This window comes from Streptomyces sp. NPDC037401, assembly GCF_055602345.1.
In genome coordinates this window covers 280584-306211 of record NZ_JBVJWO010000005.1, presented here as the reverse complement: position 1 = coordinate 306211, position 25628 = coordinate 280584, and the positions used below count along the sequence as shown (strand labels likewise).

At 73.6% G+C, this 25628-nt stretch carries 21 protein-coding genes; 8 read left to right on the top strand and 13 right to left on the bottom strand.

Features of this window, described 5'->3' with window-relative positions:
- Positions 1-144: 144 nt before the first annotated feature.
- The 5 genes from sucD to ACZ7H1_RS07085 all read right to left on the bottom strand — a co-directional run bounded on the left by sucD (position 145) and on the right by ACZ7H1_RS07085 (position 7223).
- On the bottom strand, positions 145-1029 hold the full coding sequence (gene sucD / locus ACZ7H1_RS07105; protein ID WP_470784431.1) for a succinate--CoA ligase subunit alpha: 885 nt from the start codon (positions 1027-1029) through the stop codon (positions 145-147).
- Between the two features lie 21 nt (positions 1030-1050).
- Positions 1051-2229 carry an ADP-forming succinate--CoA ligase subunit beta gene (sucC, locus tag ACZ7H1_RS07100; protein WP_470784429.1) on the bottom strand — a complete coding sequence of 393 codons (1179 nt, stop codon included), beginning with the start codon at positions 2227-2229 and terminating at the stop codon, positions 1051-1053.
- 274 nt (positions 2230-2503) lie between these two features.
- Complete coding sequence (locus ACZ7H1_RS07095) at positions 2504-3730, bottom strand: VWA domain-containing protein (protein ID WP_470784428.1); 1227 nt, start codon at positions 3728-3730, stop codon at positions 2504-2506.
- Between the two features lie 83 nt (positions 3731-3813).
- The gene (locus ACZ7H1_RS07090; RefSeq protein ID WP_470784427.1) at positions 3814-6120 is read right to left on the bottom strand and encodes a DUF5682 family protein; all 2307 of its coding nucleotides are present in this window, start codon (positions 6118-6120) and stop codon (positions 3814-3816) included.
- Positions 6117-7223 carry an ATP-binding protein gene (locus tag ACZ7H1_RS07085; protein WP_470784426.1) on the bottom strand — a complete coding sequence of 369 codons (1107 nt, stop codon included), beginning with the start codon at positions 7221-7223 and terminating at the stop codon, positions 6117-6119. Before ACZ7H1_RS07085 ends, ACZ7H1_RS07090 begins: the two co-directional genes overlap by 4 nt.
- A 167-nt stretch (positions 7224-7390) precedes the next feature.
- Between ACZ7H1_RS07085 and ACZ7H1_RS07080 the strand changes: the two genes are divergently transcribed.
- The gene (locus ACZ7H1_RS07080; RefSeq protein ID WP_470784424.1) at positions 7391-8734 is read left to right on the top strand and encodes an SWIM zinc finger family protein; all 1344 of its coding nucleotides are present in this window, start codon (positions 7391-7393) and stop codon (positions 8732-8734) included.
- An 89-nt stretch (positions 8735-8823) separates the two neighbouring features.
- Complete coding sequence (locus ACZ7H1_RS07075) at positions 8824-10446, top strand: DUF5691 domain-containing protein (RefSeq protein ID WP_470784423.1); 1623 nt, start codon at positions 8824-8826, stop codon at positions 10444-10446.
- A 64-nt stretch (positions 10447-10510) separates the two neighbouring features.
- Here the strand turns inward: ACZ7H1_RS07075 and ACZ7H1_RS07070 are convergent, their stop codons facing one another.
- A complete protein-coding gene (locus tag ACZ7H1_RS07070; RefSeq protein WP_470784422.1) occupies positions 10511-10924 on the bottom strand; it encodes a cobalamin B12-binding domain-containing protein in 414 nt (137 codons plus the stop codon).
- A 230-nt stretch (positions 10925-11154) separates the two neighbouring features.
- Here ACZ7H1_RS07070 and ACZ7H1_RS07065 point away from each other — a divergent pair, with 230 nt between their 5' ends.
- Both ACZ7H1_RS07065 and ACZ7H1_RS07060 read left to right on the top strand, forming a co-directional pair.
- Positions 11155-11973, top strand: coding sequence for an esterase/lipase family protein (locus tag ACZ7H1_RS07065; RefSeq protein ID WP_470784421.1), 819 nt, complete (start codon positions 11155-11157; stop codon positions 11971-11973).
- Between the two features lie 222 nt (positions 11974-12195).
- Positions 12196-13806, top strand: a complete 1611-nt coding sequence (locus tag ACZ7H1_RS07060) for a M23 family metallopeptidase (protein WP_470784420.1) — start codon at positions 12196-12198, stop codon at positions 13804-13806.
- Between the two features lie 31 nt (positions 13807-13837).
- Here ACZ7H1_RS07060 and pcrA read toward each other — a convergent pair whose 3' ends face one another.
- A complete protein-coding gene (gene pcrA / locus ACZ7H1_RS07055) occupies positions 13838-16321 on the bottom strand; it encodes a DNA helicase PcrA (RefSeq protein WP_470784419.1) in 2484 nt (827 codons plus the stop codon).
- 202 nt (positions 16322-16523) lie between these two features.
- Here pcrA and ACZ7H1_RS07050 point away from each other — a divergent pair, with 202 nt between their 5' ends.
- On the top strand, positions 16524-17600 hold the full coding sequence (locus tag ACZ7H1_RS07050) for a C40 family peptidase (protein WP_470784417.1): 1077 nt from the start codon (positions 16524-16526) through the stop codon (positions 17598-17600).
- 44 nt (positions 17601-17644) lie between these two features.
- Here the strand turns inward: ACZ7H1_RS07050 and ACZ7H1_RS07045 are convergent, their stop codons facing one another.
- Positions 17645-17998, bottom strand: a complete 354-nt coding sequence (locus ACZ7H1_RS07045; RefSeq protein WP_470784415.1) for a hypothetical protein — start codon at positions 17996-17998, stop codon at positions 17645-17647.
- A gap of 140 nt (positions 17999-18138) precedes the next feature.
- Here ACZ7H1_RS07045 and ACZ7H1_RS07040 point away from each other — a divergent pair, with 140 nt between their 5' ends.
- The gene (locus tag ACZ7H1_RS07040; RefSeq protein WP_470784414.1) at positions 18139-19212 is read left to right on the top strand and encodes a C40 family peptidase; all 1074 of its coding nucleotides are present in this window, start codon (positions 18139-18141) and stop codon (positions 19210-19212) included.
- 17 nt (positions 19213-19229) lie between these two features.
- Here the strand turns inward: ACZ7H1_RS07040 and ACZ7H1_RS07035 are convergent, their stop codons facing one another.
- Both ACZ7H1_RS07035 and ACZ7H1_RS07030 read right to left on the bottom strand, forming a co-directional pair.
- Positions 19230-19922 carry a LuxR C-terminal-related transcriptional regulator gene (locus tag ACZ7H1_RS07035; RefSeq protein WP_470784412.1) on the bottom strand — a complete coding sequence of 231 codons (693 nt, stop codon included), beginning with the start codon at positions 19920-19922 and terminating at the stop codon, positions 19230-19232.
- Positions 19919-21226, bottom strand: coding sequence for an ATP-binding protein (locus tag ACZ7H1_RS07030; RefSeq protein ID WP_470784410.1), 1308 nt, complete (start codon positions 21224-21226; stop codon positions 19919-19921). Before ACZ7H1_RS07030 ends, ACZ7H1_RS07035 begins: the two co-directional genes overlap by 4 nt.
- A 131-nt stretch (positions 21227-21357) precedes the next feature.
- Between ACZ7H1_RS07030 and ACZ7H1_RS07025 the strand changes: the two genes are divergently transcribed.
- Both ACZ7H1_RS07025 and ACZ7H1_RS07020 read left to right on the top strand, forming a co-directional pair.
- Complete coding sequence (locus tag ACZ7H1_RS07025) at positions 21358-22680, top strand: PspC domain-containing protein (RefSeq protein WP_470784409.1); 1323 nt, start codon at positions 21358-21360, stop codon at positions 22678-22680.
- The gene (locus tag ACZ7H1_RS07020; protein WP_470784407.1) at positions 22667-22867 is read left to right on the top strand and encodes a hypothetical protein; all 201 of its coding nucleotides are present in this window, start codon (positions 22667-22669) and stop codon (positions 22865-22867) included. The genes ACZ7H1_RS07025 and ACZ7H1_RS07020 overlap by 14 nt, the downstream gene beginning before the upstream one ends.
- On the opposite strand, the gene ACZ7H1_RS07015 is transcribed toward ACZ7H1_RS07020, so the two are convergent.
- The 3 genes from ACZ7H1_RS07015 to ACZ7H1_RS07005 all read right to left on the bottom strand — a co-directional run bounded on the left by ACZ7H1_RS07015 (position 22837) and on the right by ACZ7H1_RS07005 (position 25499).
- Complete coding sequence (locus ACZ7H1_RS07015; protein WP_470784405.1) at positions 22837-23334, bottom strand: DoxX family protein; 498 nt, start codon at positions 23332-23334, stop codon at positions 22837-22839. The genes ACZ7H1_RS07020 and ACZ7H1_RS07015 overlap by 31 nt on opposite strands.
- Positions 23335-23352: 18 nt before the next feature.
- Positions 23353-24603 carry a hypothetical protein gene (locus ACZ7H1_RS07010; protein ID WP_470784403.1) on the bottom strand — a complete coding sequence of 417 codons (1251 nt, stop codon included), beginning with the start codon at positions 24601-24603 and terminating at the stop codon, positions 23353-23355.
- Between the two features lie 95 nt (positions 24604-24698).
- Positions 24699-25499 (bottom strand): class II aldolase/adducin family protein, encoded by an 801-nt coding sequence (locus ACZ7H1_RS07005; RefSeq protein ID WP_470784401.1) that lies wholly within the window; start codon positions 25497-25499, stop codon positions 24699-24701.
- Between the last annotated feature and the right edge of the window lie 129 nt (positions 25500-25628).

Genomic DNA, 25628 nt, shown 5'->3' with positions numbered 1-25628 from the left:
CCCCCCCCCCCCCCCCCCCCCCCCCCCCCCCCCCCCCCCCCCCCCCCCCCCCCCCCCCCCCCCCCCCCCCCCCCCCCCCCCCCCCCCGCGGCCGTCGTGCTGCCGTACGCGGTACGACTGCCGTACTACGTGCCCGAGAGGCTGTTACTGGCCGAGGAGGGCTCGCGCCAGCTTGGCGGTCTCGGTCGGCGTCTTGCCGACCTTGACGCCGGCGGCCTCGAGGGCCTCCTTCTTGGCCTGCGCGGTGCCGGAGGAGCCGGAGACGATGGCGCCGGCGTGGCCCATGGTCTTGCCCTCGGGGGCGGTGAAGCCCGCGACGTAACCGACGACCGGCTTGGTGACGTTCTTCGCGATGAAGTCCGCCGCACGCTCCTCGGCGTCGCCGCCGATCTCGCCGATCATGACGATCAGCTCGGTGTCCGGGTCGGCCTCGAAGGCCGCCAGGGCGTCGATGTGCGTGGTGCCGATGACCGGGTCGCCACCGATGCCGACGGCCGAGGTGAAGCCGATGTCACGGAGCTCGTACATCATCTGGTAGGTCAGGGTGCCGGACTTGGACACGAGACCGATCTTGCCGGGCTTGGTGATGTCGCCCGGGATGATGCCGGCGTTGGACTGACCGGGGGTGATCAGGCCGGGGCAGTTCGGGCCGATGATCCGGGTCTTGTTGCCCTTGGCGGTCGCGTACGCCCAGAAGGCGGCGGAGTCGTGCACCGCGATGCCCTCGGTGATGACGACGGCCAGCGGGATCTCGGCGTCGATGGCCTCGACGACGGCGGCCTTGGCGAAGGCCGGCGGCACGAAGAGGACGGAGACGTCCGCGCCCGTCTTCTCCATGGCCTCGGCGACGGAGCCGAAGACCGGGACCTTGGTGCCGTCGAAGTCGACCTCGGTGCCGGCCTTGCGCGGGTTCACGCCACCGACGATGTTGGTGCCGTCACCGAGCATGAGCTTGGTGTGCTTCATGCCGGTGGCGCCGGTCATGCCCTGGACGATGACCTTGCTGTCCTTGGTGAGGAAGATAGCCATGGCTTTCTGTTCCCCTCTTCCTTACTTCGCAGCCGCGAGCTCGGCGGCCTTGTCGGCCGCGCCGTCCATGGTGTCCACGCGCTGCACGAGCGGGTGGTTGGCGTCCGAGAGGATCTTGCGACCCAGCTCCGCGTTGTTGCCGTCGAGACGGACGACGAGCGGCTTGGTGACCGCCTCGCCCCTGTCCGCGAGCAGCTGCAGGGCCTGGACGATGCCGTTGGCGACCTCGTCGCAGGCGGTGATGCCGCCGAAGACGTTGACGAAGACGGACTTGACGTCCGGGTCGCCGAGGATGATCTCGAGACCGTTGGCCATGACGGCGGCGGACGCGCCGCCACCGATGTCCAGGAAGTTGGCGGGCTTGACGCCACCGTGGTTCTCACCGGCGTACGCGACGACGTCGAGGGTGCTCATGACGAGACCCGCGCCGTTGCCGATGATGCCGACCTCGCCCTCGAGCTTCACGTAGTTCAGGCCCTTGGCCTTGGCCGCCGCCTCGAGCGGGTTGGCCGCGGCGTGGTCCACGAACTCCTCGTGGCCCGGCTGGCGGAACTCGGCGTTCTCGTCCAGGGAGACCTTGCCGTCGAGAGCGATGACGCGGCCGTCGGCGACCTTCGCGAGCGGGTTGACCTCGACGAGGAGCGCGTCCTCGGCGATGAAGGTGGCCCACAGGGTCACGAGGATCTCGGCGACCTGCTCGGCGACCTCGGCCGGGAACTTCGCCTGGGCGACGATCTCGCGGGCCTTCTCGATGGTCACGCCCTCGTTGGCGTTGACCGGGACCTTCGCGAGGGCCTCGGGGGTCTTCTCCGCGACCTCCTCGATGTCCATGCCGCCCTGCACGGAAGCCATGGCCAGGAAGGTGCGGTTGGTCCGGTCGAGGAGGTACGAGACGTAGTACTCCTCGGCGATCTCCGGAGCGGTCTCGGCGATCATCACCTTGTGGACCGTGTGGCCCTTGATGTCCATGCCGAGGATGTCCGTCGCACGGGCGACGGCCTCGTCCGGGGTGGCGGCCAGCTTGACGCCGCCGGCCTTGCCGCGGCCTCCGACCTTCACCTGCGCCTTGACGACCGACTTGCCGCCCAGCCGCTCGGTGGCCTCGCGAGCCGCCTCAGGCGTGTCGATGACTTCACCGGCCAGCACCGGTACACCGTGCTTGGCGAAGAGGTCCCTCGCCTGGTACTCGAACAGGTCCACGCGCGTCCGTCCCTTGTCTTAAAGATTCGCAGTGTTCGCGGTTGTCTGCGTGGGCGTGCCGCGGAGGGCAACGTGACGGCGCTGTCACAGGGGATGCGCACACGGTGACCGTGGACGCGGCATGTCCGTCCGGCAGGTTATCCCTGCAGGACGTGGGTCCCTAAATTGCAGATCACACCGGCGCGGTGATTCCTCTCACAGATCGCCTCAGGCATGAGCTGCAACTTCGTGCGATCTGACCATTCCGCCGGGCCGGAGCGTGCGTCTGCGCCGGTCAGGGCACGGGCAGGGGACGCTTCTCGATCGCTGCGGCCATCACCTCCGGGAAGAGGTCGGGGGTGCAGGCGAAGGCAGGGGCGCCGAGCGCGGCCAGGGCTGCGGCGTGCTCGCGGTCGTATGCGGGGGCGCCCTCGTCCGAGAGGGCGAGCAGGGCGACGAACTGGACCCCGGCGGCCTTCATCGCGGCGACCCGCTTGAGCATCTCGTCGCGGATGCCGCCCTCGTAGAGGTCGCTGATGAGGACGACGACGGTGTCGGCGGGCCGGGTGATCTTCGACTGGCAGTAGGCGAGCGCGCGGTTGATGTCGGTGCCGCCGCCGAGCTGCGTCCCGAAGAGCACGTCCACCGGGTCGTCGAGCTGGTCGGTGAGGTCGACGACCGCGGTGTCGAAGACGACCAGGCGGGTGGCGATGGAGCGCATCGAGGCCAGTACGGCGCCGAAGACGGAGGCGTAGACGACGGAGGCGGCCATCGAACCGGACTGGTCGATGCAGAGCACCACGTCCTTCTTCACGGACTGCGCGGCGCGGCCGTAGCCGATGAGCCGCTCCGGTACGACCGTGCGGTACTCGGGCAGATAGTTCTTCAGGTTGGCCCGGATGGTGCGGTCCCAGTCGATGTCGCGGTGGCGGGGGCGGCTGATGCGCGCCGAGCGGTCCAGCGCGCCCGTCAGGGTGGCCCGGGTGCGGGTGGCGAGCTTCTTCTCCAGTTGCTCGACGACCTTGCGCACGACGGCCCGGGCGGTCTCCTTCGTCGTCTCGGGCATGGCCTTGTTGAGGGACAGCAGGGTGCCGACCAGGTGCACGTCCGCCTCGACGGCCTCCAGCATCTCCGGCTCGAGCAGCAGCGAGGACAGCCCGAGGCGGTCGATCGCGTCGCGCTGCATCACCTGGACGACCGAGCTGGGGAAGTACGTACGGATGTCGCCGAGCCAGCGGGCCACGGAGGGCGCGGACGCGCCGAGGCCCGCCGAGCGGTCCCCGGGGCGCTTGCGGGTGCCCTGGCGGCCGGATCCGTAGAGCGCGGCGAGGGCCGCGTCCATGGCGGCGTCCCGCCCGGTGGGGGCGTAGCCCGTGCCGTCGCCGCCCTCGGCTCCCAGGACCAGCCGCCAGCGGCGCAGCCGCTCGTCGGCCGGATCCACCGCTCCGCCCGCCGGGCCTGTCGTGCCCGTCGTACCTGCTGCGTCCGTCGTGCCGGTCGTGTTCGTCGTGTGCGTCGTCATGGCCGCGCTCCCGCCCATCGGTCCCTCCCCCTGTCGTCCGTCTCGTTCATCCCGGTCGTGCGTCCCGCCGGCGGGCGGGGCCGTCAGCCCGCTGCCGCGTGTGCGCCGAGCAGCAGCCGCACCAGGGGCACGACCGCGTCCGCCCGCACCGGGTCCAGCTCCGGCGCGAAGCCGGTCGGCGCGGCCCCGGAGAGGCCGGATGCGGACCCGCCGCCGTCCGGGCCGCGCCGGACCAGTTCGCCGAGCGTGCGCCGTACCCCCGGCTCGTACGCCCCGAAGGTCCGCCGCAGCAGCGGCAGTACGTCGGTGAAGGCCTCGGCGGGCACGCCGGTGAGCCAGCCGTCGACCAGACCGAGCAGCCGCTCGTCGTGGACCAGCAGGGTGCCGCCGCCGGCGCCGCCGCCGACGAACCCCTCGATCCAGGCGGCCGCGTCGGCAGGTTCGGCCGCCCGCGAGAGCGCCAGACCCATCAGCCGCGCCGTCTCCTCGGCGGGCAGCAGCCCGTCGTCCAGGAGCAGGCGGGCGGCCCGGCCCCGGATCCCGCCCGGCACCGTCTCGCGTGCGGCGAGGGCGCGGAGCACGGCCGACCACCGCTGCCGCAGGCCGGGCTCCTCGAGCAGCCCGATCGCCGCGTGCACCGCGTCGACATGGCCGCGCAGCTCCGCGGCGCCTTCCGCGTCCAGGCCCGTGCACGCGGGCGGCAGGGCGACGCATATCCGCTCGGCGAGCCCGGCCGCCACCCCGGCGAGGGCGGCCGTGTCCGTGCCGCGGACGTCGCCGTACCGCAGCGAGCGCGCCAGGGCGGGCAGCGCCCGGGCCAGCTGGGCCACGTCCGCGCCGAGCGCCGCCCGGTCCGCGAGCACCCGCATCACCGTCGGCAGTGCCTCGGAGAGGCCCGCGAGCAGGCACTTCTCCGCCAGCGAGGTCACGTCGCCGAGCTGCCGGGCGGCCAGGGCGTCGGCCTCCGCCCTCGCGGTCGCCGCCCCGAGCACGGTCGTGCCCCAGACGGCGGCCTCGGCCACCCGGACCGAGAGCTCGGGCTCCCAGCGCAGCCGCCACGTCTCGCGGAACGTGCCGGTGCTGCCGCGCGAGACTGCCGCTTCGCCCCAGTCGACGCCCAGCAGCCGCAGCCGGTGCAGGAGCAGGCTGCGTCCGCTGTCGGTGTCCTTGCGGAGGTCGAGTTCGAGCTCGCGCTCCAGCGCCTCCGGCTTGAGCCGCAGCGAGCGCTGCTGCCGGGTCAGATCGCGCTGGAGCGGGACGACCGGCGCGTGCTCGGGCACTTCGCCGAGCTCGTCGCCGACGACGAGCCGGTCCTCGATCAGTGCGAGGGGGACGTCGGATCCGTCGCACATCACGGCCCGGACGGCGTCCATGGTCTCGGAGAGGCCGGGAAGCGGGCGGCCGCGCATGGCAGCCAGGGTGTCCGCGAGCCGTACCGCCTCGATGACGTGGGCGGACGAGACCTGCTTGTCCTCCGCCCGCAGCAGCCCGGCGACCCGGGTCAGCCAGCGCTCCACCGGCCGGTCGGGTGCGGTGAACAGGTGCCGGTACCAGCCGGGCGAGGAGATCCCGGCGCCGTATCCGGCGGCCCGCGACAACCGGCGGTGGGTCCAGGGCACCCAGGCCGTCTCGGTCTTCACCTTGGGCAGTCCGGTGAGCAGCGCCCGGTCGGCGGTCGCGGTGGTCTTCGCCCGCAGCGCCGGCACGTGCCAGGCCCCGCACACGACGGCATACGCGTCGCCGAACTCCCGCCGGGCCGCACGCATCCGCTGGCGCATGTGGGCCTCGCGGACCAGGTCGCGGGCGTGGCCGCCGTCCCCCGCATCCTCGCGCAGTGCGGCCATGGCGTCGCCGACGGCCTCGAAGGCGGCGAGCGGGTCGCCGCCCGCGCCCCGGTGCTCGACGGCGTCCTCCCACCAGCGCTCGGGGTCGTCGTACCCGGCGGCCTCCGCGAGTGCGGCGAGCGGGTCGAGGCGCAGGGCCGCGGCGTCTTCCCCGTCCCCGGTCTGCGGCTCCGGCGCGCCCTCCCCGGCGTCCGGGACGGCGAGGGAGTGTGCGGCGGGCAGGTCGATGAAGCGAACGGGGACCTCGTGGGCGAGCGCCCAGCGGATCGCCACCCACTCGGGCGAGAACTCGGCCAGCGGCCAGAACGCCGCGCGCCCCGGGTCGTCGGCGACGTGGGCGAGCAGCGCGACGGGCGGCCGCATGCCGGGGTCGGCGGCGAGGGGCAGCAGGGCGTCGCCCTCGGGCGGCCCCTCGACCAGGACGGCCCGGGGCCGGGCGGTGTCGAGGACGGCCCGCACGGCGCGGGCGGAGCCGGGTCCGTGGTGCCGGACGCCGAGCAGCAGCGGGCCGGTCGGGCCGCCGGTCCCTCCGGTCCCTCGGGTCATGCCGATACCTCCCGGCAGGCGCGGTAGAAGTCCTTCCAGCCGTCGCGCTCCCGGACGACCGCTTCGAGGTACTCCTGCCAGATCACCCGGTCGGCCGCCGGGTCGCGGACCACGGCGCCGAGGATTCCGGCGGCCACGTCCGAGGGGCGCAGCACTCCGTCCCCGAAGTGGGCGGCGAGGGCGAGGCCGTTGGTGACGACGGAGATGGCCTCGGCCGTGGACAGGGTGCCGCTGGGCGACTTCACCTTGGTCCGGCCGTCGGCGGTGACGCCGTCGCGCAGTTCGCGGAAGACGGTGACGACGCGGCGGATCTCCTCGAGGCCCTCGGGGGCGGCGGGCAGGTCGAGGGAACGTCCTATCTGGTCGACGCGGCGGGACACGATGTCGACTTCCGCCTCGGGGCTCTCCGGCAGCGGCAGTACGACGGTGTTGAAGCGGCGGCGCAGCGCGCTGGAGAGGTCGTTGACCCCGCGGTCGCGGTCGTTGGCCGTCGCGATCAGGTTGAACCCGCGGACGGCCTGGACCTCCTCGCCCAGCTCGGGAACGGGCAGGGTCTTTTCCGACAGGACGGTGATCAGGCTGTCCTGGACGTCGGCGGGGATGCGGGTGAGTTCTTCGACGCGGGCGGTCATGCCCTCGGCCATGGCCCGCATGACCGGGCTGGGCACCAGGGCCTCGCGGCTGGGGCCGTGGGCGAGCAGGCGGGCGTAGTTCCAGCCGTAGCGGATGGCTTCCTCGGGAGTGCCGGCGGTGCCCTGGACGAGCAGGGTGGAGTCTCCGCTGACGGCCGCCGCGAGGTGTTCGGACACCCAGGTCTTGGCGGTGCCGGGCACGCCGAGGAGCAGGAGGGCGCGGTCGGTCGCGAGGGTGGTGACGGCCACTTCGACGATGCGGCGCGGGCCCACGTACTTGGGTGTGATCACCGTGCCGTCGGGGAGCGTGCCGCCGAGGAGGTACGTGGCGACGGCCCACGGCGAGAGTTTCCAGCGGGCGGGGCGGGGCCGGTCGTCGGCGGCCGCCAGGGCGGACAGTTCGCCGGCGAACGCGTCCTCCGCATGCGGCCGCAGTACCTCGCCGTCCGTGGTGTTTCCGGGCATGGTCATGGATCCCCCTCCATATGCGTGTCCGTGCTTCCCGGTGCGAGCCGGGCGTGATTCCACGGTGCACCACGGCACTGACATCGCCCCGGCGGCGGACCGCCAACCCCCTTCCGCAGCGGTGTTGTTGCAGGTCAGGGCGATTGTCAGTGGGCCCCTCTACCTTCGGACACATGACTGATCAGGCGGTGCGCTGGACTGCCGAGCAGGTGCTGTCGCTGGCGCCTGACGAAGCGTCGCGCAAGGCGGGGACGAAGCTCGGCAGCGCCGGGCCGTGGTCGGGGGCGGGCTGTTCCGCTTCGGGCGCGGTGTGGGGGTTGTGCAAGGGCAGCGGGAGCAAGCCGTACCAGACGGTGGTCGACCTGGCGGGCACGGCGTACAAGTGCTCGTGCCCGAGCCGGAAGTTCCCGTGCAAGCACGCGCTCGGGCTGCTGCTGCTCTGGGCGGGGGACGAGCGGGCCGTGCCGGAGGGGGAGGCGCCCGACTGGGCCGGGCAGTGGCTCGGGGAGCGCGCGGGGAAGAGGAAGGAAGGGGGTCCCGCGGGCGGGGGGAAGCCCGCGGATCCGGAGGCCGCCAGGAAGCGGGCGGAGCGCCGGGCCGGGCGGATCGGCGCGGGGGTGACCGAGCTGGAGCAGCGCCTCGCCGATCTGCTGCGCGGCGGTCTCGCCGGCCAGGAGCAGGCGGGGTACGGCGCGTGGGAGGAGACCGCGGCGCGGATGGTCGACGCCCAGGCGCCGGGACTGGCCGCGCGGGTACGGGAGTTGGGGACGGTCCCGTCCTCGGGGCCGGGGTGGCCGGTGCGGATGCTGGAGGAGTGCGCGCTGCTCCACCTGCTCGACCGGGCCTGGCTGGGGGTGTCGCAGCTGCCGGAGCCGCTGGCGGCGACGGTGCGGACGCGGGTGGGGCTGCCGGGCACCGCGGGGGGCGTCCCGGTGCGCGACCGGTGGCTCGTGCTGTCGCAGTACGACTCGGCTTCGCCGGACGGGCGGCTGACGACGCGTCGGATCTGGCTGTACGGGCTGGAGAGCGCCCGTCCGGCACTGGTGCTGGACTTCGGCCCGCCCGGCCGGCCGCCGCAGCTGTCCCTGCCGGTGGGGCTGGCGGTGGAGGCGGAGGCGTCTTTCCATACGGGGGCGGGGCAGCTGCGGGCCGATCTGGGAGATCGGTTCGGACCGCCGCTGCCGCATGCGGGGCCGCCGCCGGGGGTGGACACGGGGGCGGCGCTGGACCTGTACGGCGAGGCGCTGCGCGAGGACCCGTGGCTGGACTCCTGGCCGGTGGTGCTGGACGGGGTGATACCGGTGCCGTCGGACGACGGCGGCTGGCAGCTGGCGGACGGCGACGGGAAGTTCGCGCTGCCGCTGAGCCGGGCCGGGCGGTCGGGTGCGGGCCGGTGGCAGCTGGCCGCACTGTCGGGCGGGGGGCCGCTGACGGTGTTCGGGGAGTGCGGGCACACGGGGTTCACCCCGCTGACGGCCTGGCAGCCGGCCTCCGCGGAGGCCGTGCCGCTGGGCTGAACCGGCTCCGGTGTTACCGGGGACGGACTGCCCCGGTCCCGCGGAGGGGGCGGGACCGGGGCGCACATCGCACAGGAGGGGAGGACGGCATGACGGATACGGATACGCAGACCGGTCTGCGCCCGGTGGCGGGGCCGCCGGCCGGGGCCGGGGGCCTGGGTGCGGCCGGCGACTGGGAGGAGCTGGTCACGGCGGCGCTGCTGGGCACGGAGCGGCGGGGCGGCGTGGGGGCCGCGGGGAGCCCGGAGCTGCTGCTGGACGCGGCGGCGCTGCACACCGTACGGCGGCGGGCGGGGCTGCGGCCCGCCGCGGCCGGCCCGCTGCCGGATCCGGTGGCGCCGGATCCGCGGCCGGAGCTGCCGCCGGCCGCGCGACGGCGGCTGGCGCAGCTGCTGGCGGGCCGGGCCGCGGGGGGCGGGACGGGGCGCGGGGTGGCGCCCGATCTCGCGGAGCTGCTGCCGCAGTGGCTGGCCGCGGCGAACGCCCGCGGCTACCGGGCTCCGGCGGCGCTGCTGCCGGGCCTGCTGGACGCGGCCCGCGCACGGACGGACCTGCGTCCTGCGGCGCTGAAGCTGGCCGGGGTGCGCGGGCTGTGGCTGGCGCGCCTCAATCCGGACTGGCGGTTCGCGCTGCGCAGCGGGAGCGGGGGTGCGGCGCTGCCGGATCCCGCGGACCGGGCCGCTGTGGAGCGGCTCTGGCAGGAGGGTCTGTTCGCGGAGCGGGTCGCGCTGCTCGGCCTGGTGCGCGGCCAGGATCCGGCAGCCGGGCGGGAGTTGCTCGCGGGGGGCTGGCAGTCCGAGCGGGCCGAGGACCGGCTGATGTTCCTGGATTCGCTGCGCGCCGGGCTGTCGGACGCGGATGAGCCGTTCCTCGAGCAGGCCCTGTCGGACCGCAGCCGCAACGTCCGCGCGACGGCGGCGGAGCTGCTGTCCGCACTGCCTGGTTCTGCGCTGGCCGGGCGGATGGCGGTTCGCGCCCTGGCGTGTGTCGGGCCCGAGGGGGTGACGGCGCCGCGGGAGTGCGATGTGGGGATGCAGCGCGACGGGGTGGTGAAGCGCCCGCCGGCGGGGCGCGGCGAGCGTTCCTGGTGGCTGGGGCAGGTGGTGGAGGCGGCTCCGCTGTCCTGCTGGGGGGAGCGGTTCGGCGGGCTGGGCCCGGCGGAGATCGTGGCACTGCCGGTGCCCGAGGGCTGGGCGGAGGACCTGCACGCGGCCTGGTGCCGGGCGGCGGTCCGGCAGCGGGACGCGGACTGGTCGAGGGCGCTGCTCGGGCCGGCCTCGGCGCCGCCGGCGGCGGGCCCGGGGACGGCGTCGCTCGCGGAGCGCGCCAAGCTCCTGGAAACGCTCCCTGAGGACGCGCGGGCCGCCTGGGTCGCCGAGTTCGTCGGGGCGCACGGCCTGTCGGAGGCGTTCCAGCTGCTCGGGGTGTGTCTGGTGCCGTGGGCCGGGCCGCTCGGCAGGGCGGTGGTGGACGCGCTGGACATCGCGCGGGACGCGGGCAGCTACCCGTGGAGCTTCAGCGGGGTCCTGGGGCTGGCGGAGCGCTGTCTGGATCCGGCGGAGGCGGATCGCCTGGAGGCGCTGACCGCGGCGTACGAGGACCCGCCGGACGGGTCGCCGGGCGCGGCGGGCTACTGGTCGGAGGCCTTCCGGCGGCTGGTCGCGACCCTGCGCCTGCGGGCCGCCCTGCACGCCGAGCTGACCCCGCCGTAGCGGCGCCGGGCGGGCCGGGCCCCCGCCGCGGGCCGGGCGGGGGTCGGGGTGGGGGCGGGGAGGATCAGGCTTCGGCGGGATGGCGGACGTTCGCGCGCACCCAGTCGACGATCGCGGTGGTCGTCGCGCCGGGCGTGAAGATCTCGGCCACGCCCTTCTCCTTGAGCGGCGGGATGTCCGCCTCGGGGATGATGCCGCCGCCGAAGACCTTGATGTCCTCGGCGTCGCGCTCCTTGAGGAGCTCGATGACCTTGACGAACAGGGTGTTGTGCGCGCCGGAGAGGATCGAGAGGCCGATCGCGTCGGCGTCCTCCTGGATCGCCGTGTCCACGATCTGCTCGGGAGTCTGGTGGAGACCGGTGTAAATGACCTCCATGCCGGCGTCACGCAGCGCACGCGCGATCACCTTGGCACCCCGGTCATGGCCGTCGAGACCCGGCTTGGCGACCACCACTCGGATCGGACCGGTCACACCCATCACTACCTCCAGGTGAACGAACGTTAAGCACAGCATCCCGCAAGCCGCCGTTTCGCGGTGGACGGCATGGGGGAAATCACACCTGACACGTTTCGGTCATTGACACAGCCGGTCGCAAGGGGAGCCGCGACGAGGTAGCCACGCCACCGTGCCGCCAGCCGCACGGCACGGCGGCGTGGCGCACCTGGATAAGACGCCGCCGCTTCCGGAGCACTCTTCAGGAGCCAGGCATGGGCTTGTCACTGAGATTGGCCACGGAGGACCACAGGGCCCCGGTGTCCGCGGACGCCGTCCGGGCCGCTGTACTCGAGCTGGCGATCCTGGCTGCGCACCTGATCGTGTACCCCACTGGGGTGCTGTCGGAACGTCCCGAGCCCGAGGACTCCCCCGGGACTCCGTGCGAGGGCACGGCCCGGCCGCCCGTCCTGTTGCTCCACGGGTTCACGGACAACCGCTCCGTGTTCGTCCTGCTGCGCCGGTCACTGCGCGCGCACGGCCTGCGACGGGTGGAGACGGTCAACTACTCCCCGCTGACCATGGACCTGCGCGCCGCCGCCCGGCAGCTGGCCCCGCGGGTGGAGGAGGCCTGCGCCCGCAGCGGTCAGGACCGTGTCGACATCGTCGGCCACAGCCTCGGCGGCCTGATCGCCCGCTATTACGTACAGCGGCTGGGCGGCGACGCCCGGGTCCGCACGCTGGTCACCCTCGGCACCCCGCACCAGGGCACCCGGGTCGCGCCGCTGATGGACGCGCACCCCTTGGTCCGGCAGATGCGGCCGGACTCCGACGTGATCGCGGAGCTGCGGCGTCCCGCGCCCGGCTGCCGCACGCGGTTCGTCAGCTTCTGGAGCGATCTCGACCAGCTGATGGTGCCTGCGGAGACGGCCCGCCTCGACCATCCCGACCTGCTGGCGGAGGACGTCCCGGTCACGGGCATCGGCCATCTCGCGATGCCGGTGCACCCGGCGGTCACGACCGGGATCCTGCAGGCCCTCGACGGCCCCGCCACCCGGCCACAGGCCGCCTCCGGCGACTCGTCCGTCGCCTGAACACGCCCGGACCTTTTTTCGAACACCTCTCGAACGCAGCGCCAAGGCTGTGCCTGTACCCAGCCGAAAGGCGGCTGAATGCCCGGTTCCTGAGGAACCGAAACCCGGCGAAGATTGTCGATGCCGGTAACCGGCGGGTACAGTCACGCCACTGCTCTCCTCCGGGGAACCTCGAGTTCCCCGGCCACCCAGGCCCCCACTGCCGAGGCGAAAGAGAAGTTGGTGAACGACCGCCCCTCGTCGGGCCCGTACCCGGATGCCGGGTACGACGGCCTTTCCACCACCACTTTCGCCGGTGATCCGTCCTCCTACGGATCCTTCGAGGGCGGCTACGAAAACCACCAGCAGACGCAGGGCTACGGCTACGCCTACGACCCGTACGCCGCGTACGCCCCGCAGCAGGGCCTGGAGACCGGCACGTACGACACCACTGCCTGGACCGCCCCCGAGGCCTACCTCGCGTCCATCCCGGCCCAGACCGTCTCCGACGACACGACCGGGCAGTGGGACGCGAGCGCCTGGAACAGCGCGAACAGTGCGCTCGGCGCGAACGGCACCGAGTACCAGCAGGGCGCCTTCGGGTACGGCGCCACCGGCCACGAGTCCGGCCAGTGGGCGATGCCCGGCTTCGCCACCGGCGCCGCGGAGACCGGCACCTACGACGCGACCGCGTGGAACACCGGCGCCGCCGAGGAGCTCCCCCGGCAGTACACGCCGTCGTACGAGCAGTTCGGCGAGTACGAGTACGAGACCCCGGCCGCTCCCTTCGCCCAGGACCCCTACGCGCAGAGCGCGACCGCGGAGACCTACCCGGCGCAGGACGCGTACGAGACCTCTTACGACGCGTACGACTCCTACGAGCCCGCCGCGCAGTACCCCGCCGACGCCGGGACCACGGCCACCTTCGACATCACCTTCGAGGACGAGGCCGAGCCCGGGACGGCCGACCTCGAGGCCGGTTCCGACACCGGTGCCGGGACCGCCGGACCGGACACCGCACCGGACGCCGGACCGGCCCCCGTCGTGCACGCGCCCCGCTCCGCCCGCCGGTCCGCCGGCGCGGCCGGTTCCGCCGCGACGGCCGGCAGCCGCGGCCGCCGCCGCACCCCCGCCAAGCGCTCCGCGCTGCTGACCGTGGCCGTGCCCTCCGCCTGCGTGATGGGCGTCGCGGGTGTCGCCGCCGCCTCCGTCGGCGGACTCACCGGCGGCCAGCAGCCCGTCGAGGACACCACCACCCTGGCCGCGCCCGACCCGGCCTCGGTGAAGCCGGTCGCCGCGAACAGGCAGCTCGACACCCAGCTCGCCGCGCTCAGCGCCGATGCCGGTGACTTCGCGGACCGCGCGAGCCGCACCCAGGAGCGCATCGACCTCAAGGCCCGCCAGGAAGCCGAGCGCAAGAAGCGTGCGGAGGAGGCGGCCCGCAAGGAGGCCATGCGTCCCAAGTTCGCGCTGCCCGTCGCGCGGCACGGGCTGAGCGCCGGCTACGGCCAGTCCGGCGTCAACTGGATGTCGCTGCACACCGGCATCGACTTCCCGGTCTCGTACGGCACTCCGGTCATGGCCGCCACCGACGGCACCGTCCGCACGCAGTGGAACAGCGCCTACGGCAACATGGCCATAGTCACGGCCCCCGACGGCACCGAGACCTGGTACTGCCACCTCAGCAGCACCAAGCTCCGCTCCGGGTCGGTGAAGGCCGGCGACGTCATCGCCTACTCCGGAAACTCCGGCAACTCCACCGGCCCCCACCTCCACTTCGAGGTGCGGCCCGGCGGGGGTTCGGCGATCGACCCGCTGTCGTGGCTCCGCAGCCACGGCCTGGACCCCACCTGAGCCCAGGCCCCACCCTGATGAGTGCGCCCCGCTAGAGCTTCTGCACCGGCGCGTACCGCAGCAGCAGCCGCTTCGGCTTCGCGTCGCCGAAGTCGATCGTCGCCTGCGCATCCGCACCCGCGCCCGTCACCTGCATGACGGTCCCCAGCCCGAACTGGTCGTGCGTGACCCGGTCGCCGACCGCCAGCGAGATCACCGGCTTGTCCGCGGCCCGCCGCGTGGCGAACCCCGACGGCCCCGACTTCGTGCGCGACGAGGACAGGAACGCCTCGGGCGAGGTCCCGAACGACGACGTCCTGCCGCCTCCGCGCGAGCCCGCTCCCATGCCCGACACCGGACCGGCCGGCTTCTGCGCACCCGTCCGCTTCCACTGCACGTACTGCTCCGGGATCTCCTCCAGGAACCGCGACGGCGGGTTGTACGACGGCGTGCCCCAGGCACTGCGCATCGCCGAGCGGGTCAGGTACAGGCGCTCACGGGCGCGCGTGATGCCGACGTACGCCAGCCGGCGCTCCTCTTCCAGCTCCTTGACCTGGCCCAGCGCCCGCATGTGGGGGAAGACCCCGTCCTCCATGCCGGTCACGAAGACCACCGGGAACTCCAGGCCCTTGGCGGTGTGCAGGGTCATCAGCGTGATGACGCCGCTGCCGTCCTCGTCCTCGTCGGGGATCTGGTCGGAGTCGGCGACGAGGGCGACCTTCTCCAGGAACTCGGCCAGGGTGCCGGCGCCTTCGTCGTCACTGCGCTCCTGCTCGAACTCCAGGGCCACGGCGGCCAGTTCCTGGAGGTTCTCGATGCGCGTCTCGTCCTGGGGGTCCGTCGAAGCCTGGAGCTCGGCCAGGTAGCCGGTCCGCTCCAGGACGGCTTCCAGCACCACCGCCGGGCCCGCGCCGGACTCCACGATCGTCCGCAGCTCCTCCATGAGCGCGTTGAACCGCTTGACGGCGTTGGCCGATCGCGCGGCCATGCCGTACGCGTCGTCGACCCGCTTCAGCGCCTGCGGGAAGGTGATCTTCTCGCGCAGCGCGAGGGCGTCGATCATCGCCTCGGCACGGTCCCCGATGCCGCGCTTGGGCACGTTCAGGATCCGGCGCAGCGGGACGTTGTCCTCCGGGTTCGCCAGGACGCGCAGGTAGGCGAGGACGTCCCGGACCTCCTTGCGCTCGTAGAAGCGGACGCCGCCGACGACCTTGTACGGCAGGCCGGTCCGGATGAAGATCTCCTCGAACACACGGGACTGGGCGTTGGTGCGGTAGAAGACGGCGACGTCGCCGGCCTTCGCGTCGCCCGCGTCCGTCAGCCGGTCGATCTCGTCGGCGACGTACTGCGCCTCGTCGTGCTCGGTGTCGGCCACGTAGCCCGTGATGACGGCGCCGGTACCGGCGTCCGTCCACAGGTTCTTCGGGCGGCGGTTCTCGTTGCGCTCGATGACGGCGTTGGCGGCGGACAGGATGGTCTGCGTGGAGCGGTAGTTCTGCTCGAGCAGGATCGTCGTCGCGTCCGGGTAGTCCTCCTCGAACTGGAGGATGTTGCGGATCGTCGCACCGCGGAAGGCGTAGATGGACTGGTCCGCGTCACCCACGACGCACAGCTCGGCGGGCGGCAGGTCGTCGTATCCGGCACCGACAAGTTCGCGTACGAGGGTGTACTGCGCGTGGTTGGTGTCCTGGTACTCGTCGACGAGGACGTGCCGGAAGCGGCGGCGGTAGTGCTCGGCCACGTCCGGGAACGCCTGGAGCAGGTGGACCGTGGTCATGATGATGTCGTCGAAGTCGAGGGCGTTGGCCTCGCGCAGCCGCGACTGGTACATCGCGTACGCCTGGGCCAGCGTCTTCTCGAATCCGTCGGCGGCCTGGTCGGCGAAGGCGTCCTCGTCGATCAGTTCGTTCTTCAGGTTCGAGATCTTGGCGTTGAAGGCCTTGGGCGGGAACCGCTTGGGGTCGAGGTCCAGGTCCCGGCAGACCAGGGCCATCAGGCGCTTGGAGTCGGCGGCGTCGTAGATCGAGAACGACGACGTGAAGCCGAGCCGCTTCGACTCGCGGCGCAGTATCCGCACGCAGGCGCTGTGGAAGGTGGACACCCACATGGCGTTCGCGCGGGGGCCGACCAGGCCCTCGACGCGCTCCTTCATCTCGCCGGCGGCCTTGTTCGTGAAGGTGATCGCGAGGATCTGGCCGGGGTGGACGCTGCGGGCGGCCAGCAGGTGGCCGATCCGGTGGGTCAGCACCCGGGTCTTGCCGGAACCGGCTCCGGCCACGATGAGCAGCGGGGATCCCGCGTGCACGACAGCGGCGCGCTGCTGTTCGTTCAGCCCGTCGAGCAGGGCCGCCGGGTCGATCACGGGCTTGGGCGAGCCGTCGCGGTAGTACGCGTCCCCGGTCATGGGCACGTCGAACTTCCCGTCGAACAAGTCGTCCGAGGGGCCGTCCGGGGCGTGCTCCTCCGGGGGCGGCGGGTGCTCCTCGTCGGAGGGCTTCAGGTCCGCCAGGAAACTGTCGTCAAAGAGGCTGCTCATCGCCCTCCGAGTCTAGTTGCCGGTACCGACACTCCGGCCCGCGTCCGGAGAATCCCCCGCCGGGAGGGCCCGGTCACGCGGGGTGCCCGGGCGCGTACGCATATGCGTGCGGCCCCTTCCCAGCCGGCGCCCCGGCGGCTAGCGTGCCCCGCCAAGCCGGAGCCCCTCGGATCTCGGATCCCCACGGAAGGAGGTGCCGGCTGTGTCCACCCACCGCAGACCGCGCACCGCACACCGTCCGCACGCCCGGGCGCTGGGCGCGACCTCGGCCGCGCTCGCCTCGGTGACCCTGCTGTCCGCGCAGGGCGCGGTCGCCGTGCCGGGCCCGCGGCCGGCGGCCGGGGACGTGCGCGAGCGGGTGGACGAGCTGTACCGGCAGGCGGGGGCCGCGACGCAGGGGTACGACGCGGCCCGGGAGCGCCGGGACGCGCAGCGCGCGGCGGTGTCCCGGCTGATGGAGCAGGTGGCGCGGAACACCGGGAGGCTGAACGAGGCCCGGCGGCTGCTCGGCAGCTACGCGGCCGCGCGGTACCGGGGCGGCGGGGGCGTCGGGGACACCGCGACCCTGCTGCTCGCCGACGACCCGCAGGCCTACTTCGCGCAGAACCACCTGCTGGCCCGGCTCGGCGGGCAGGAGCAGGACGTGCTGACCGAGTTCCGGTCCCGGCGGGCGGACACGGCGCGCAAGCGGCGCGCGGCTGCCGTGGGCCTGGCGGCGCTCGACGACGCACAGCGCGAGCTGGGCCGCCGCAAGGCCGAGGTGCAGCGCAAGCTCGCGGAGGCCCGGAGCCTGCTGGCGCGGCTGACCGCCGAGGAGCGGGCGAGGCTGGCCGCGCTGGAGCGGGAGCGCGGGCGCGAGGCCCGGCGGCGGGCGGACGAGCAGCGCGAACGGGAGGAGCGGGACCCGGCTCCGGTGCCGCCGGGCGCCTCGCGGGGTGCGGCGGCGGTCGCGTTCGCCCGCGCCCAGCTGGGCAAGCCGTACGTGTGGGGGGCGACGGGCCCGAACGCCTACGACTGCTCGGGGCTGACCCGGGCGGCCTGGCGGACGGCGGGGGTGGACCTGCCCCGGACGACCTGGGAGCAGGTGAAGGCCGGGCCGCGGGTCGCGACGGCCGACCTGGTCCCGGGGGACCTGGTGTTCTTCTACGACGACATCAGCCACGTGGGGCTGTACATCGGCGGCGGCCGGATGATCCACGCGCCGCGCCCGGGGGCGTACGTCCGCGAGGACTCGGTCTTCTACCAGCCGGTCTACGGGAGCGTCCGGCCGGGCGGATAGCGTGATCGCGGTCGTACGCCGGCACAGGGCGGCGCGGCGCTCCCTCAGGTCCAGAGCACGGCGATGAAGATGTTCACGAGGGTGAGCCCGCCCACCGCCGCGAAGAGGCCCTTCTCCACGTGCTCCTCGTCCCGCTTCACGTAGACGAGGGCGAGGATGACGAAGAGGACGGCGAGCTTCACGCCGATCTTCACGTTGTTCACCGGATCGTCCTGCATCTGGTGGAAGCCGACCAGCGCGACGCCCGTGACCAGCATCGTCAGCGCGCCGTGCAGCATGGCGGGGACGAAGCGCGCGGTGCCGGCGCCCATCGCCTTCATCTGGGTGAGGAAACCGCCCAGCAGGGAGGCGATGCCGATGATGTGCAGGCCGACGAATACATCGATGACTACGTCCATGGCGCCGAGCGTAGCCAGCGAGCAGGATCGCATTCGACACCGCCCCCGTCGGGTCAATTCCGATCATCGCAATCAACGACAAGGGCAATTAAGGTCATTGCGATATCTGCCCGTTACCTTCCCCTTTAGCGTCCTCCCCCATGAAGCATCGAAAGCCGAGGCAGCGCCCGCTCTCCGGTGGCACGGTACGGACCGCCGCCACCACGCTCGCCCTTGCGGGCGCTGCCACCGCCACCGCGTTCGAAGGCTCCTCCACCGCAGAGCCCCGCCTCACCCCGGCCCAGGTCAAGGCCAGGGTCGACGCGCTCTACGAGGAGGCCGAAGCCGCCACCGAGAAGTACAACGGGGCGAAGGAGGAGACCGGCAGGGCCCGCCGCGCCCTCGACAACCTGCGCGACGAGGCCGCCCGCAAGACCGCGAAGCTCAACGCGGCGCGCAACGCCCTCGGTTCGATGGCCGCGTCCCAGTACCGCAGCGGCTCCCTCGGCCCCGCCGTGCAGCTCGCGATGTCCGACGACCCGCAGGAGTACCTGGAGCGCGCCTCGCGCATGGAGCGGGCCGGCGACCGCAGCGCCGCCGGCATCGCGTCCGTACGGCGGCAGCTCGACGAGGTGAACGCCCTGCACGAGAAGGCCGCCGGGACCCTCGCCGAACTCCGCGCGCAGCAGGCCGCGGTGGCGCGCCACAAGAGCACCGTCGAGGGCAAGCTCGCCGCCGCCCGGCAGCTGCTCGCCAAGCTCACGGCCGAGGAGCGGGCCCGCTACGAGCAGGCGCGCAGCGGCGACGGCGGTGGCGGGCAGGCCACCACCCCGCCCGCGGGCACCCGGCGCCCCGCCGGAACGCCCCCCGCCCCGGCCGTCACCGGCTCCCGCGCGGCGCAGGCGGTGGCCTTCGCGTACGGCGCGATCGGCAAGCCGTACGTGTGGGGCGCCACGGGCCCGCGCTCCTTCGACTGCTCGGGGCTCACCCAGGCCGCCTGGCGCTCGGCCGGCGTCTCGCTGCCGCGCACCACGTACACGCAGATCAACGCGGGCCGCCGGGTGTCCCGTTCCGAACTGGCCCCGGGCGACCTGGTCTTCTTCTACTCCGGGGTGAGCCACGTCGGGCTCTACATCGGCGGCGGCAAGATGATCCACGCCCCGCGCCCGGGGTCCACGGTGCGGGTCGCGCCGATCACCGAAATGCCGTGGGCCGGCGCCTCCCGCCCCTCCTGAGCCCCCTCACCCGGGCGTCACACCAGCCGGCGCGCCGTCGCCCACCGGGTCAGCTCGTGCCGGTTCGACAACTGGAGCTTGCGCAGCACCGCCGAGACGTGCGACTCGACGGTCTTGACCGAGATGAAGAGCTGCTTCGCGATCTCCTTGTAGGCGTACCCGCGGGCGATCAGCCGCAGCACCTCGCGCTCGCGCTGCGTCAGCCGGTCCAGGTCCTCGTCCACCGGCGGCGCGTCCGTCGAGGCGAAGGCGTCGAGCACGAAGCCCGCGAGCCGGGGCGAGAAGACCGCGTCCCCGTCCTGGACGCGGAAGACCGAGTCGACCAGGTCGGTGCCCGTGATGGTCTTGGTGACGTAGCCGCGGGCACCACCGCGGATGACGCCGATGACGTCCTCGGCCGCGTCGGAGACCGACAGCGCGAGGAAGCGCACGGGCTGCTCGGCCGCCGCCATCAGGGGCGCGCAGCGGCGCAGCACCTCGACACCGCCGCCGCCGGGCAGGTGCACGTCGAGCAGGACGACCTCGGGCCGGGTCGCGGTGATCACCGTGACCGCCTGGTCCACGTCCGCGGCCTCCCCGACGACCTCGACGCCGGTCCGCTCGGTCTCGCCGATCTCCGCCTGGACGCCGGCGCGGAACATCCGGTGGTCGTCGACGAGCACCACCCGGACCCGCCGCTGCTCTGCCACGGTCGTGTTCTCCTCGGTCATGACGTGCTCGCCCTCTCCATCTCCAGCTCGACCTCCGTGCCGCCGTCGGGCGCGGAGCGCAGCCGTGCGGTCCCGCCGTTCCGCTGCATCCGGCCGATGATCGATTCTCGTACGCCCATCCGGTCGCCGGGTACCGCGTCGAGGTCGAAGCCCGGGCCCCGGTCCCGTACGGACACGAACACCGTCCGGCCCTCCACCTCGGCGTAGACCTGCACCGGCCCGCCCTCGCCACCGTACTTGGCGGCGTTGACCATCGCCTCGCGTGCGGCCTGGATCTGTGCGCCCAGTTTCTCGTCGAGCGGGCAGTCGCCGACGACCACGACCTCGATCGGGACGCCGTGGTGGTCCTCGACCTCCGCGGCGGTCTTCTTGACGGCCTCGGCGAGGCTGTCGGGCTCCTCCGCCTCGTCCTTGCCCCGGCCCTCGGGCTTGTACAGCCAGTTCCGCAGCTCGCGTTCCTGCGCGCGGGCCAGCCTGCGGACCTCGCCGGCGTCCTCGGCGTTGCGCTGGATCAGGGTGAGGGTGTGCAGGACGGAGTCGTGGACGTGGGCGGCGACTTCGGCGCGCTCCTGGGCGCGGATGCGCATCAGGCGCTCCTCGGAGAGGTCCTGGGTCATCCGGATCAGCCACGGGCCGGCGAGCAGGGCGATGCCGACGAGCACGGCGAGGGCGGCGGTGAGGACGTTGCCCAGCTGGGCCGCGGAGCCGCGTACGACGATGAAGACGGTGAGCCCGACGCCGACCAGGACGACCCCGGCCAGGGCCCGGACCAGCGGCAGCAGCCGGCCGTGGCGGCCGGTGACACTGCTGCCCCAGTGGGCCCGGCGGGCGTTGTCCGCCTGCCGCCAGACCAGGACCACACCGGCGCCGACGAGCAGCGTGGGCCAGACGTACCGGCCGGATCCACCGCCGCCCTGCAGCTTGGAGATGAAGATCCCGGCTCCGACGAACAGCGCGATCAGGGCGACGACCTGCCCCTTGTCGGGCTTGCGCAGCCGGCGGCTGCCGTCGGCGAGGGTCTCGAAGAAGGACCGGTCCGCCGACCGCCCGCCGACGCCGAGCGGCACGAACACCCAGAACGCCGCGTAGATCAGCACCCCGAGTCCCTCGCCGAACATGAACATCCCGAAGAACGCCAGCCGGACCCAGATCACGGGCAGCCCGAGATGGCCGGCGAGCCCGCGCGCGACACCGCCCAGCATCCGGCCGTCGGCGCTGCGGTACAGCTTGCGCAGCGACGGCTCCTCGCCCTCGGGCGCGGGTGCGCCATGGCTGTGTACGGGTCGCGGTGCGGCTGCTGGCATGCCACCGATGGTCACACGCCGGGCCGTCGACGGACATCAGGGCATCCCCCCACTTCCGGGGCCCGGATATCAGGGTCGGGCCAGGGTCGGGCCGGATACCGGGGCGCCGGGGCGCCCGTCACCATGGACCCATGACCGAAGCACCCGACGCCCCTGCGGCGACCGCCGACGGGCCGGCACCCGGCTCCGGAGCCGCGGAGCGGCCCCCGCTGCGCCGCACCCGGCGCAACCACGTGGTCGCAGGCGTGTGCGGAGGGCTCGGCCGTCACTTCGACGTCGACCCGGTGGTCTTCCGGGTCGTGCTCGGCGTCCTCGCGGTCACGGGGGGCGTCGGGCTGATGTTCTACGGCTTCGCCTGGCTGCTCGTCCCCGCGGAGGGCGAGGAGGACAACGAGGCCAAGCGCCTGCTGACCGGCCGGATCGAGGGGTCGACGCTGGCGGCGGTGCTGGCGGCCCTGGCGGGCTGCGCGCTGTTCCTGTCGATGCTGGACAACGGCGCCATGGCGGCGTTCTCGCTGCTGGTGGTGGCGTTGGTGGGCGCCGCCGCCCACTGGTCCCGGCGCCGCCGGCACGCGCCCGCGCCGGAGGCGGAGGTGACGCATCCGCGCACCGAGCCGCCGCCGGAGACGCAGGCCCCGCCGACCCCGATGGTGACGTCGTGGTGGCGGGACCCGCTGGTCAAGGACGGGACGACGGGCCCGGTGGCGAGCGGCTACCTGTGGGGTCCGGAGGAGACGGGCGCGGACCTCCCGGGCCGCGGAGCGCACGTCCCTGAACCCGACGCCGGCGGGGCGGCGGGTGACGGTACGCCGGTACGCCGCTCCGGGGGCGGCATCGGCGGCCGGGTCTTCCTGCTGGCCCTGCTCGCGGCCGTGGCGGGTACGGCGGCCGCCTGGCACGGGAACCCGCTGGGCCATGCGCTGCAGACCGGGTTCGCCGCGGCGCTGGCGGTGTTCGGCCTGGGCCTCGCGGTCAGCTCGTTCAAGGGCCGCACCGGCTTCGGCACCCTGCTGCTCGCCGTGCTCACGGCCGGTCTGCTGATGATCGCCACGGTGCTGCCGCGGGAGATCTCCACCGACTGGGGGCGGACGCTGTGGAGGCCCACGGCGGTCACCGCGGTCCAGCCGGGGTACGAGGCCGGAACCGGACTGGCCACCTTGGACCTCAGTCGGCTCGACGTGCCCAAGGGCCGCACCCTGGTCGTCGCCGCCTCGATGGACGCGGGCCGGCTCAAGGTGGTCGTCCCGCGCGAGGTCACCGCGAAGGCCGACATCCGGCTGCGGCTCGGCGACGTACAGCTGCCGGGCGAGAAGCCGGACGACGTACGCGTGGAAAGGGACGTCACCCGGACCGTGGAGCTGGCGCCCCCGGCGGGCACGGAGCCCGGCGGGACGATCGAGCTGCGGCTGAGCGCCGCGGTGGGACGGGTGGAGGTGGAGCGTGCGGCGTCATGAGTTCCAGCCGGGACGGCTGCTGGCGGGGCTGGTGCTGCTGACCGCGGGCGTGCTGTACCTGGTGGACGCGAGCGGTGACCTCGACGTGCCGTGGTTCGTGATCATCCCGATGACGATGGGCGGGCTGTCGATTTCGGCCCTGGTGGGCATGGTGGCCTACGCGGTGCGGCGCGACCGCCGCGAGTGAAGGCGCTCGTCGAGGGAGAGGGCGGGCGCCCCGGCCAGGATCAGCGGCAGCCAGGCCATCAGGTAGATCAGGTCGTTGCCGTAGTAGTACGGCGTGGTCGCCCAGCTGACCGTGAGCCACAGGCTCAGCGAGATCAGCGCGCCCCCGGCCGCCGCGACGCGGGTCAGCAGCCCGGCGAGGGTGCCGAGGCCGACCAGGATCTCCCCGATCGCGAGTATGACGGCGAAGGCGACGGGGGCCTTCAGCGCGAGGTCCACCAGGGCCGGGATGGCGGAGGAGTCGCGCACGGCGTTCATGAGCTCGCCGATGGACCCCTCCCCCGAGGCCTTGAGGAACGCCGGGTCGGTCAGCTTGTCCAGCCCGGCGTAGACGAAGGTCACGCCGAGGAAGATCCGCAGGGGGAGCAGCGCGTGGCGTGAGGCCTGCGCGCGCAGTCCGGGGCGGTCGGAAAGATCGGTTCCGGTCACCCCGCCATCATCACCCGCTCACTCGGCCACGTCGATGGCACAGCGGTTGGATTCCACGCCGGCCGCGGTGACGACCTGGACCTCGACCCGCCCGGGTTCGACATCGGCCGGGACCGGCACGGTCAGCACCTGATCGGCCGGATTGCTGAATCCGCCCGCGACCGGGACCAGCGGGACGTGCACGTGCACCGTGCCGATCCGCACCACGATCCGGGCCAGCATCTCGGGGGTCTGCGCTCCCGGGGGCACGAAGCCGACCCCGCGGATCTCGATGTCGTCGCCCGTCCTGATGGCCGCGTCGAGCTCGCCCTTCTCCCGGGTCCGCACCACCGACAGCACCAGCGGGCGGCTGCCCTCGGCGTACTTCGCGGCCAGGTACACGGCGGCCGACAGGGCGGTCAGTACGGCCAGCGACCAGGGCAGCTGCGGCAGCCTGTCCGGGTAGCGGGCCAGCGACACCGCTACGTACGCCAGGGTGACCGTCGCGACCAGGACGTACTGGGCGTCGGGGAAGCTGCCCCGGCCCGCGTCGTCGGTCAGCAGGTCCGCCCCGCGCGGCCGGTCCGCGGGCAGCTTCTGAAGCCGCTGCCCCAGGATCCGTACGGACACCACGCGCCGGACCACCACGGCGACTCCGGAGGTCACGGCCAGCACGGTGAGCAGCGGCAGCGACCGGGTCAGGTCGAGCCCCGCGTACAGGGCCTCCCGGTCGGGGCCGGGTGCGGAGGCGGCCAGCCGCAGCGCGGGCAGCAGGGCGGCGAACGCCGTCAGCACCAGCCAGGCGCAGGGGACCGCGCGGGAGGTCGAGAGCCGGTTGTCCTCGCCCACGACCGGGGCGAGGAGACCGCCGCGCAGGGTCTGGGCGCGGGCGGCGACGGTCAGCAGCCCGGCCAGCGCCACGGCGGAGAGCAGGCCCGCGGTGCGGGCGGTGCTCCAGCCGGTGCCGAGCGCGGTGCCCACCTGGACCACGAGCAGCACTCCGGCGGCGATCCACACGGCGAGGACCGCGCGCCTCGACCACAGGTAGAGCCAGGAGTGGCCGGCCTCGCGCCCCCGGTCGGCGACGGTGCGGGCGGACTGGGTCAGTTCGTCGGAGACCCACTGGCGGGAGGCGCCGGCGGAGCGGGCGACGGCTGCGGGCAGGCCCTGGCCTGCGGCGAGGTCGTCGCGCATCTCCACGAACGCGGCGACCGCCCGGCGGTGTCCTTCGCGCGCCCCGTGCGGGCAGTCGTCGCAGGTGCAGCCGCCGCCGTGGGTACTTCGGTGCATTTCTTGGACAGCCACGTACGTGCCGCCTCTCTAACTACCGTGCAGTGCCTGCGAATTGTGCACCACTGCGGCAGTGCTCCGGATTGCAGGCGACGTCAGAGCGGGTGATTGTCCGACTGCGGTGTTGACGCGACGCGCTGCCACAGGGGCTGGTAACTGATCCACGCGACGAGGTCCGAGCCGAGCCGTTCCCGGGTCGCCACCGCGCTCTTGTGGTCGATGAGGACGGGTTTCCCGGCGGCCTTCGCGGCCAGCTGGATCCCGCAGGCGCGGTCCAGGGCGATGAACCACCAGGCGGCCGCGTCGACCGAGTCGCCTACGGTCAGCAGCCCGTGGTTGCGCAGGACGAGCGCCTTGTGCGGACCGAGGGCGGCCGCGATCAGCCGGCCTTCCGCCGCGTCCACGGCAACGCCCGTGTACCGGTCGAGCAGGGCGTGGTCCTCGTAGAAGGCGCACGCCTCCTGGCTGATCGGGTCGAGGAGCTCGCCGAGCGCCGCGAAGGCCCGCCCGTGCGCGGAGTGGGCGTGCGCGACGGCGACGACCCCGGGCCGGGCGCGGTGGACGGCGGAGTGGACGGCGAACGCGGCCTGGTTCACGTGCTGCTCGCCCCGGACGACGCGGCCGTCGCCGTCGACGAGGATCAGCTCCCCGGCCGTGATGCGGGCGAGCGGCGTGCCGAAGGGGTTGACCCAGAAGCAGTCGCCGAACTCCGGGTCCCGGGCGGTGATGTGCCCCGACACCCCGTCCTCGAAGCCGAGCCCGCCGAACAGCCGCAGCGCGCCCGCCAGCCGCTCCTTGCGGTACGCCCGCTCCTGCGCCGGGTCCTCGTGCACCGGCGGCATCGCGAACCGCAGCCGCTCGACGGGGACGGGCTGGGGCTGCTCGGGCTCGGGCATCGCGGCGCTCCTTCGTCGGGTCGGGGCGCAAGGTACCGGGGCCGCCCGCAGGTGGCCAGAGTTGCGTCCGGACGGCCGGAGATGCCGCCGCGCTGCCGGAGATGCGGCAGGGCCGCCGCCCGCATCGCT

What these genes read in the sequence shown, in the direction of transcription:
- sucD (WP_470784431.1), bottom strand. Translation starts at nt 1,029, where the DNA reads ATGGCTATCTTCCTCACCAAGGACAGCAAGGTCATCGTCCAGGGCATG.
- ACZ7H1_RS07075 (WP_470784423.1), top strand. Translation starts at nt 8,824, where the DNA reads ATGACGGATACGGATACGCAGACCGGTCTGCGCCCGGTGGCGGGGCCG.
- ACZ7H1_RS07035 (WP_470784412.1), bottom strand. Translation starts at nt 19,922, where the DNA reads ATGACCGAGGAGAACACGACCGTGGCAGAGCAGCGGCGGGTCCGGGTG.
- ACZ7H1_RS07030 (WP_470784410.1), bottom strand. Translation starts at nt 21,226, where the DNA reads ATGCCAGCAGCCGCACCGCGACCCGTACACAGCCATGGCGCACCCGCG.
- ACZ7H1_RS07040 (WP_470784414.1), top strand. Translation starts at nt 18,139, where the DNA reads ATGAAGCATCGAAAGCCGAGGCAGCGCCCGCTCTCCGGTGGCACGGTA.
- ACZ7H1_RS07070 (WP_470784422.1), bottom strand. Translation starts at nt 10,924, where the DNA reads ATGGGTGTGACCGGTCCGATCCGAGTGGTGGTCGCCAAGCCGGGTCTC.
- ACZ7H1_RS07090 (WP_470784427.1), bottom strand. Translation starts at nt 6,120, where the DNA reads ATGACCCGAGGGACCGGAGGGACCGGCGGCCCGACCGGCCCGCTGCTG.
- ACZ7H1_RS07065 (WP_470784421.1), top strand. Translation starts at nt 11,155, where the DNA reads ATGGGCTTGTCACTGAGATTGGCCACGGAGGACCACAGGGCCCCGGTG.
- ACZ7H1_RS07010 (WP_470784403.1), bottom strand. Translation starts at nt 24,603, where the DNA reads ATGCACCGAAGTACCCACGGCGGCGGCTGCACCTGCGACGACTGCCCG.
- ACZ7H1_RS07025 (WP_470784409.1), top strand. Translation starts at nt 21,358, where the DNA reads ATGACCGAAGCACCCGACGCCCCTGCGGCGACCGCCGACGGGCCGGCA.
- ACZ7H1_RS07095 (WP_470784428.1), bottom strand. Translation starts at nt 3,730, where the DNA reads ATGACGACGCACACGACGAACACGACCGGCACGACGGACGCAGCAGGT.
- ACZ7H1_RS07005 (WP_470784401.1), bottom strand. Translation starts at nt 25,499, where the DNA reads ATGCCCGAGCCCGAGCAGCCCCAGCCCGTCCCCGTCGAGCGGCTGCGG.
- ACZ7H1_RS07045 (WP_470784415.1), bottom strand. Translation starts at nt 17,998, where the DNA reads ATGGACGTAGTCATCGATGTATTCGTCGGCCTGCACATCATCGGCATC.
- pcrA (WP_470784419.1), bottom strand. Translation starts at nt 16,321, where the DNA reads ATGAGCAGCCTCTTTGACGACAGTTTCCTGGCGGACCTGAAGCCCTCC.
- ACZ7H1_RS07080 (WP_470784424.1), top strand. Translation starts at nt 7,391, where the DNA reads ATGACTGATCAGGCGGTGCGCTGGACTGCCGAGCAGGTGCTGTCGCTG.
- ACZ7H1_RS07085 (WP_470784426.1), bottom strand. Translation starts at nt 7,223, where the DNA reads ATGACCATGCCCGGAAACACCACGGACGGCGAGGTACTGCGGCCGCAT.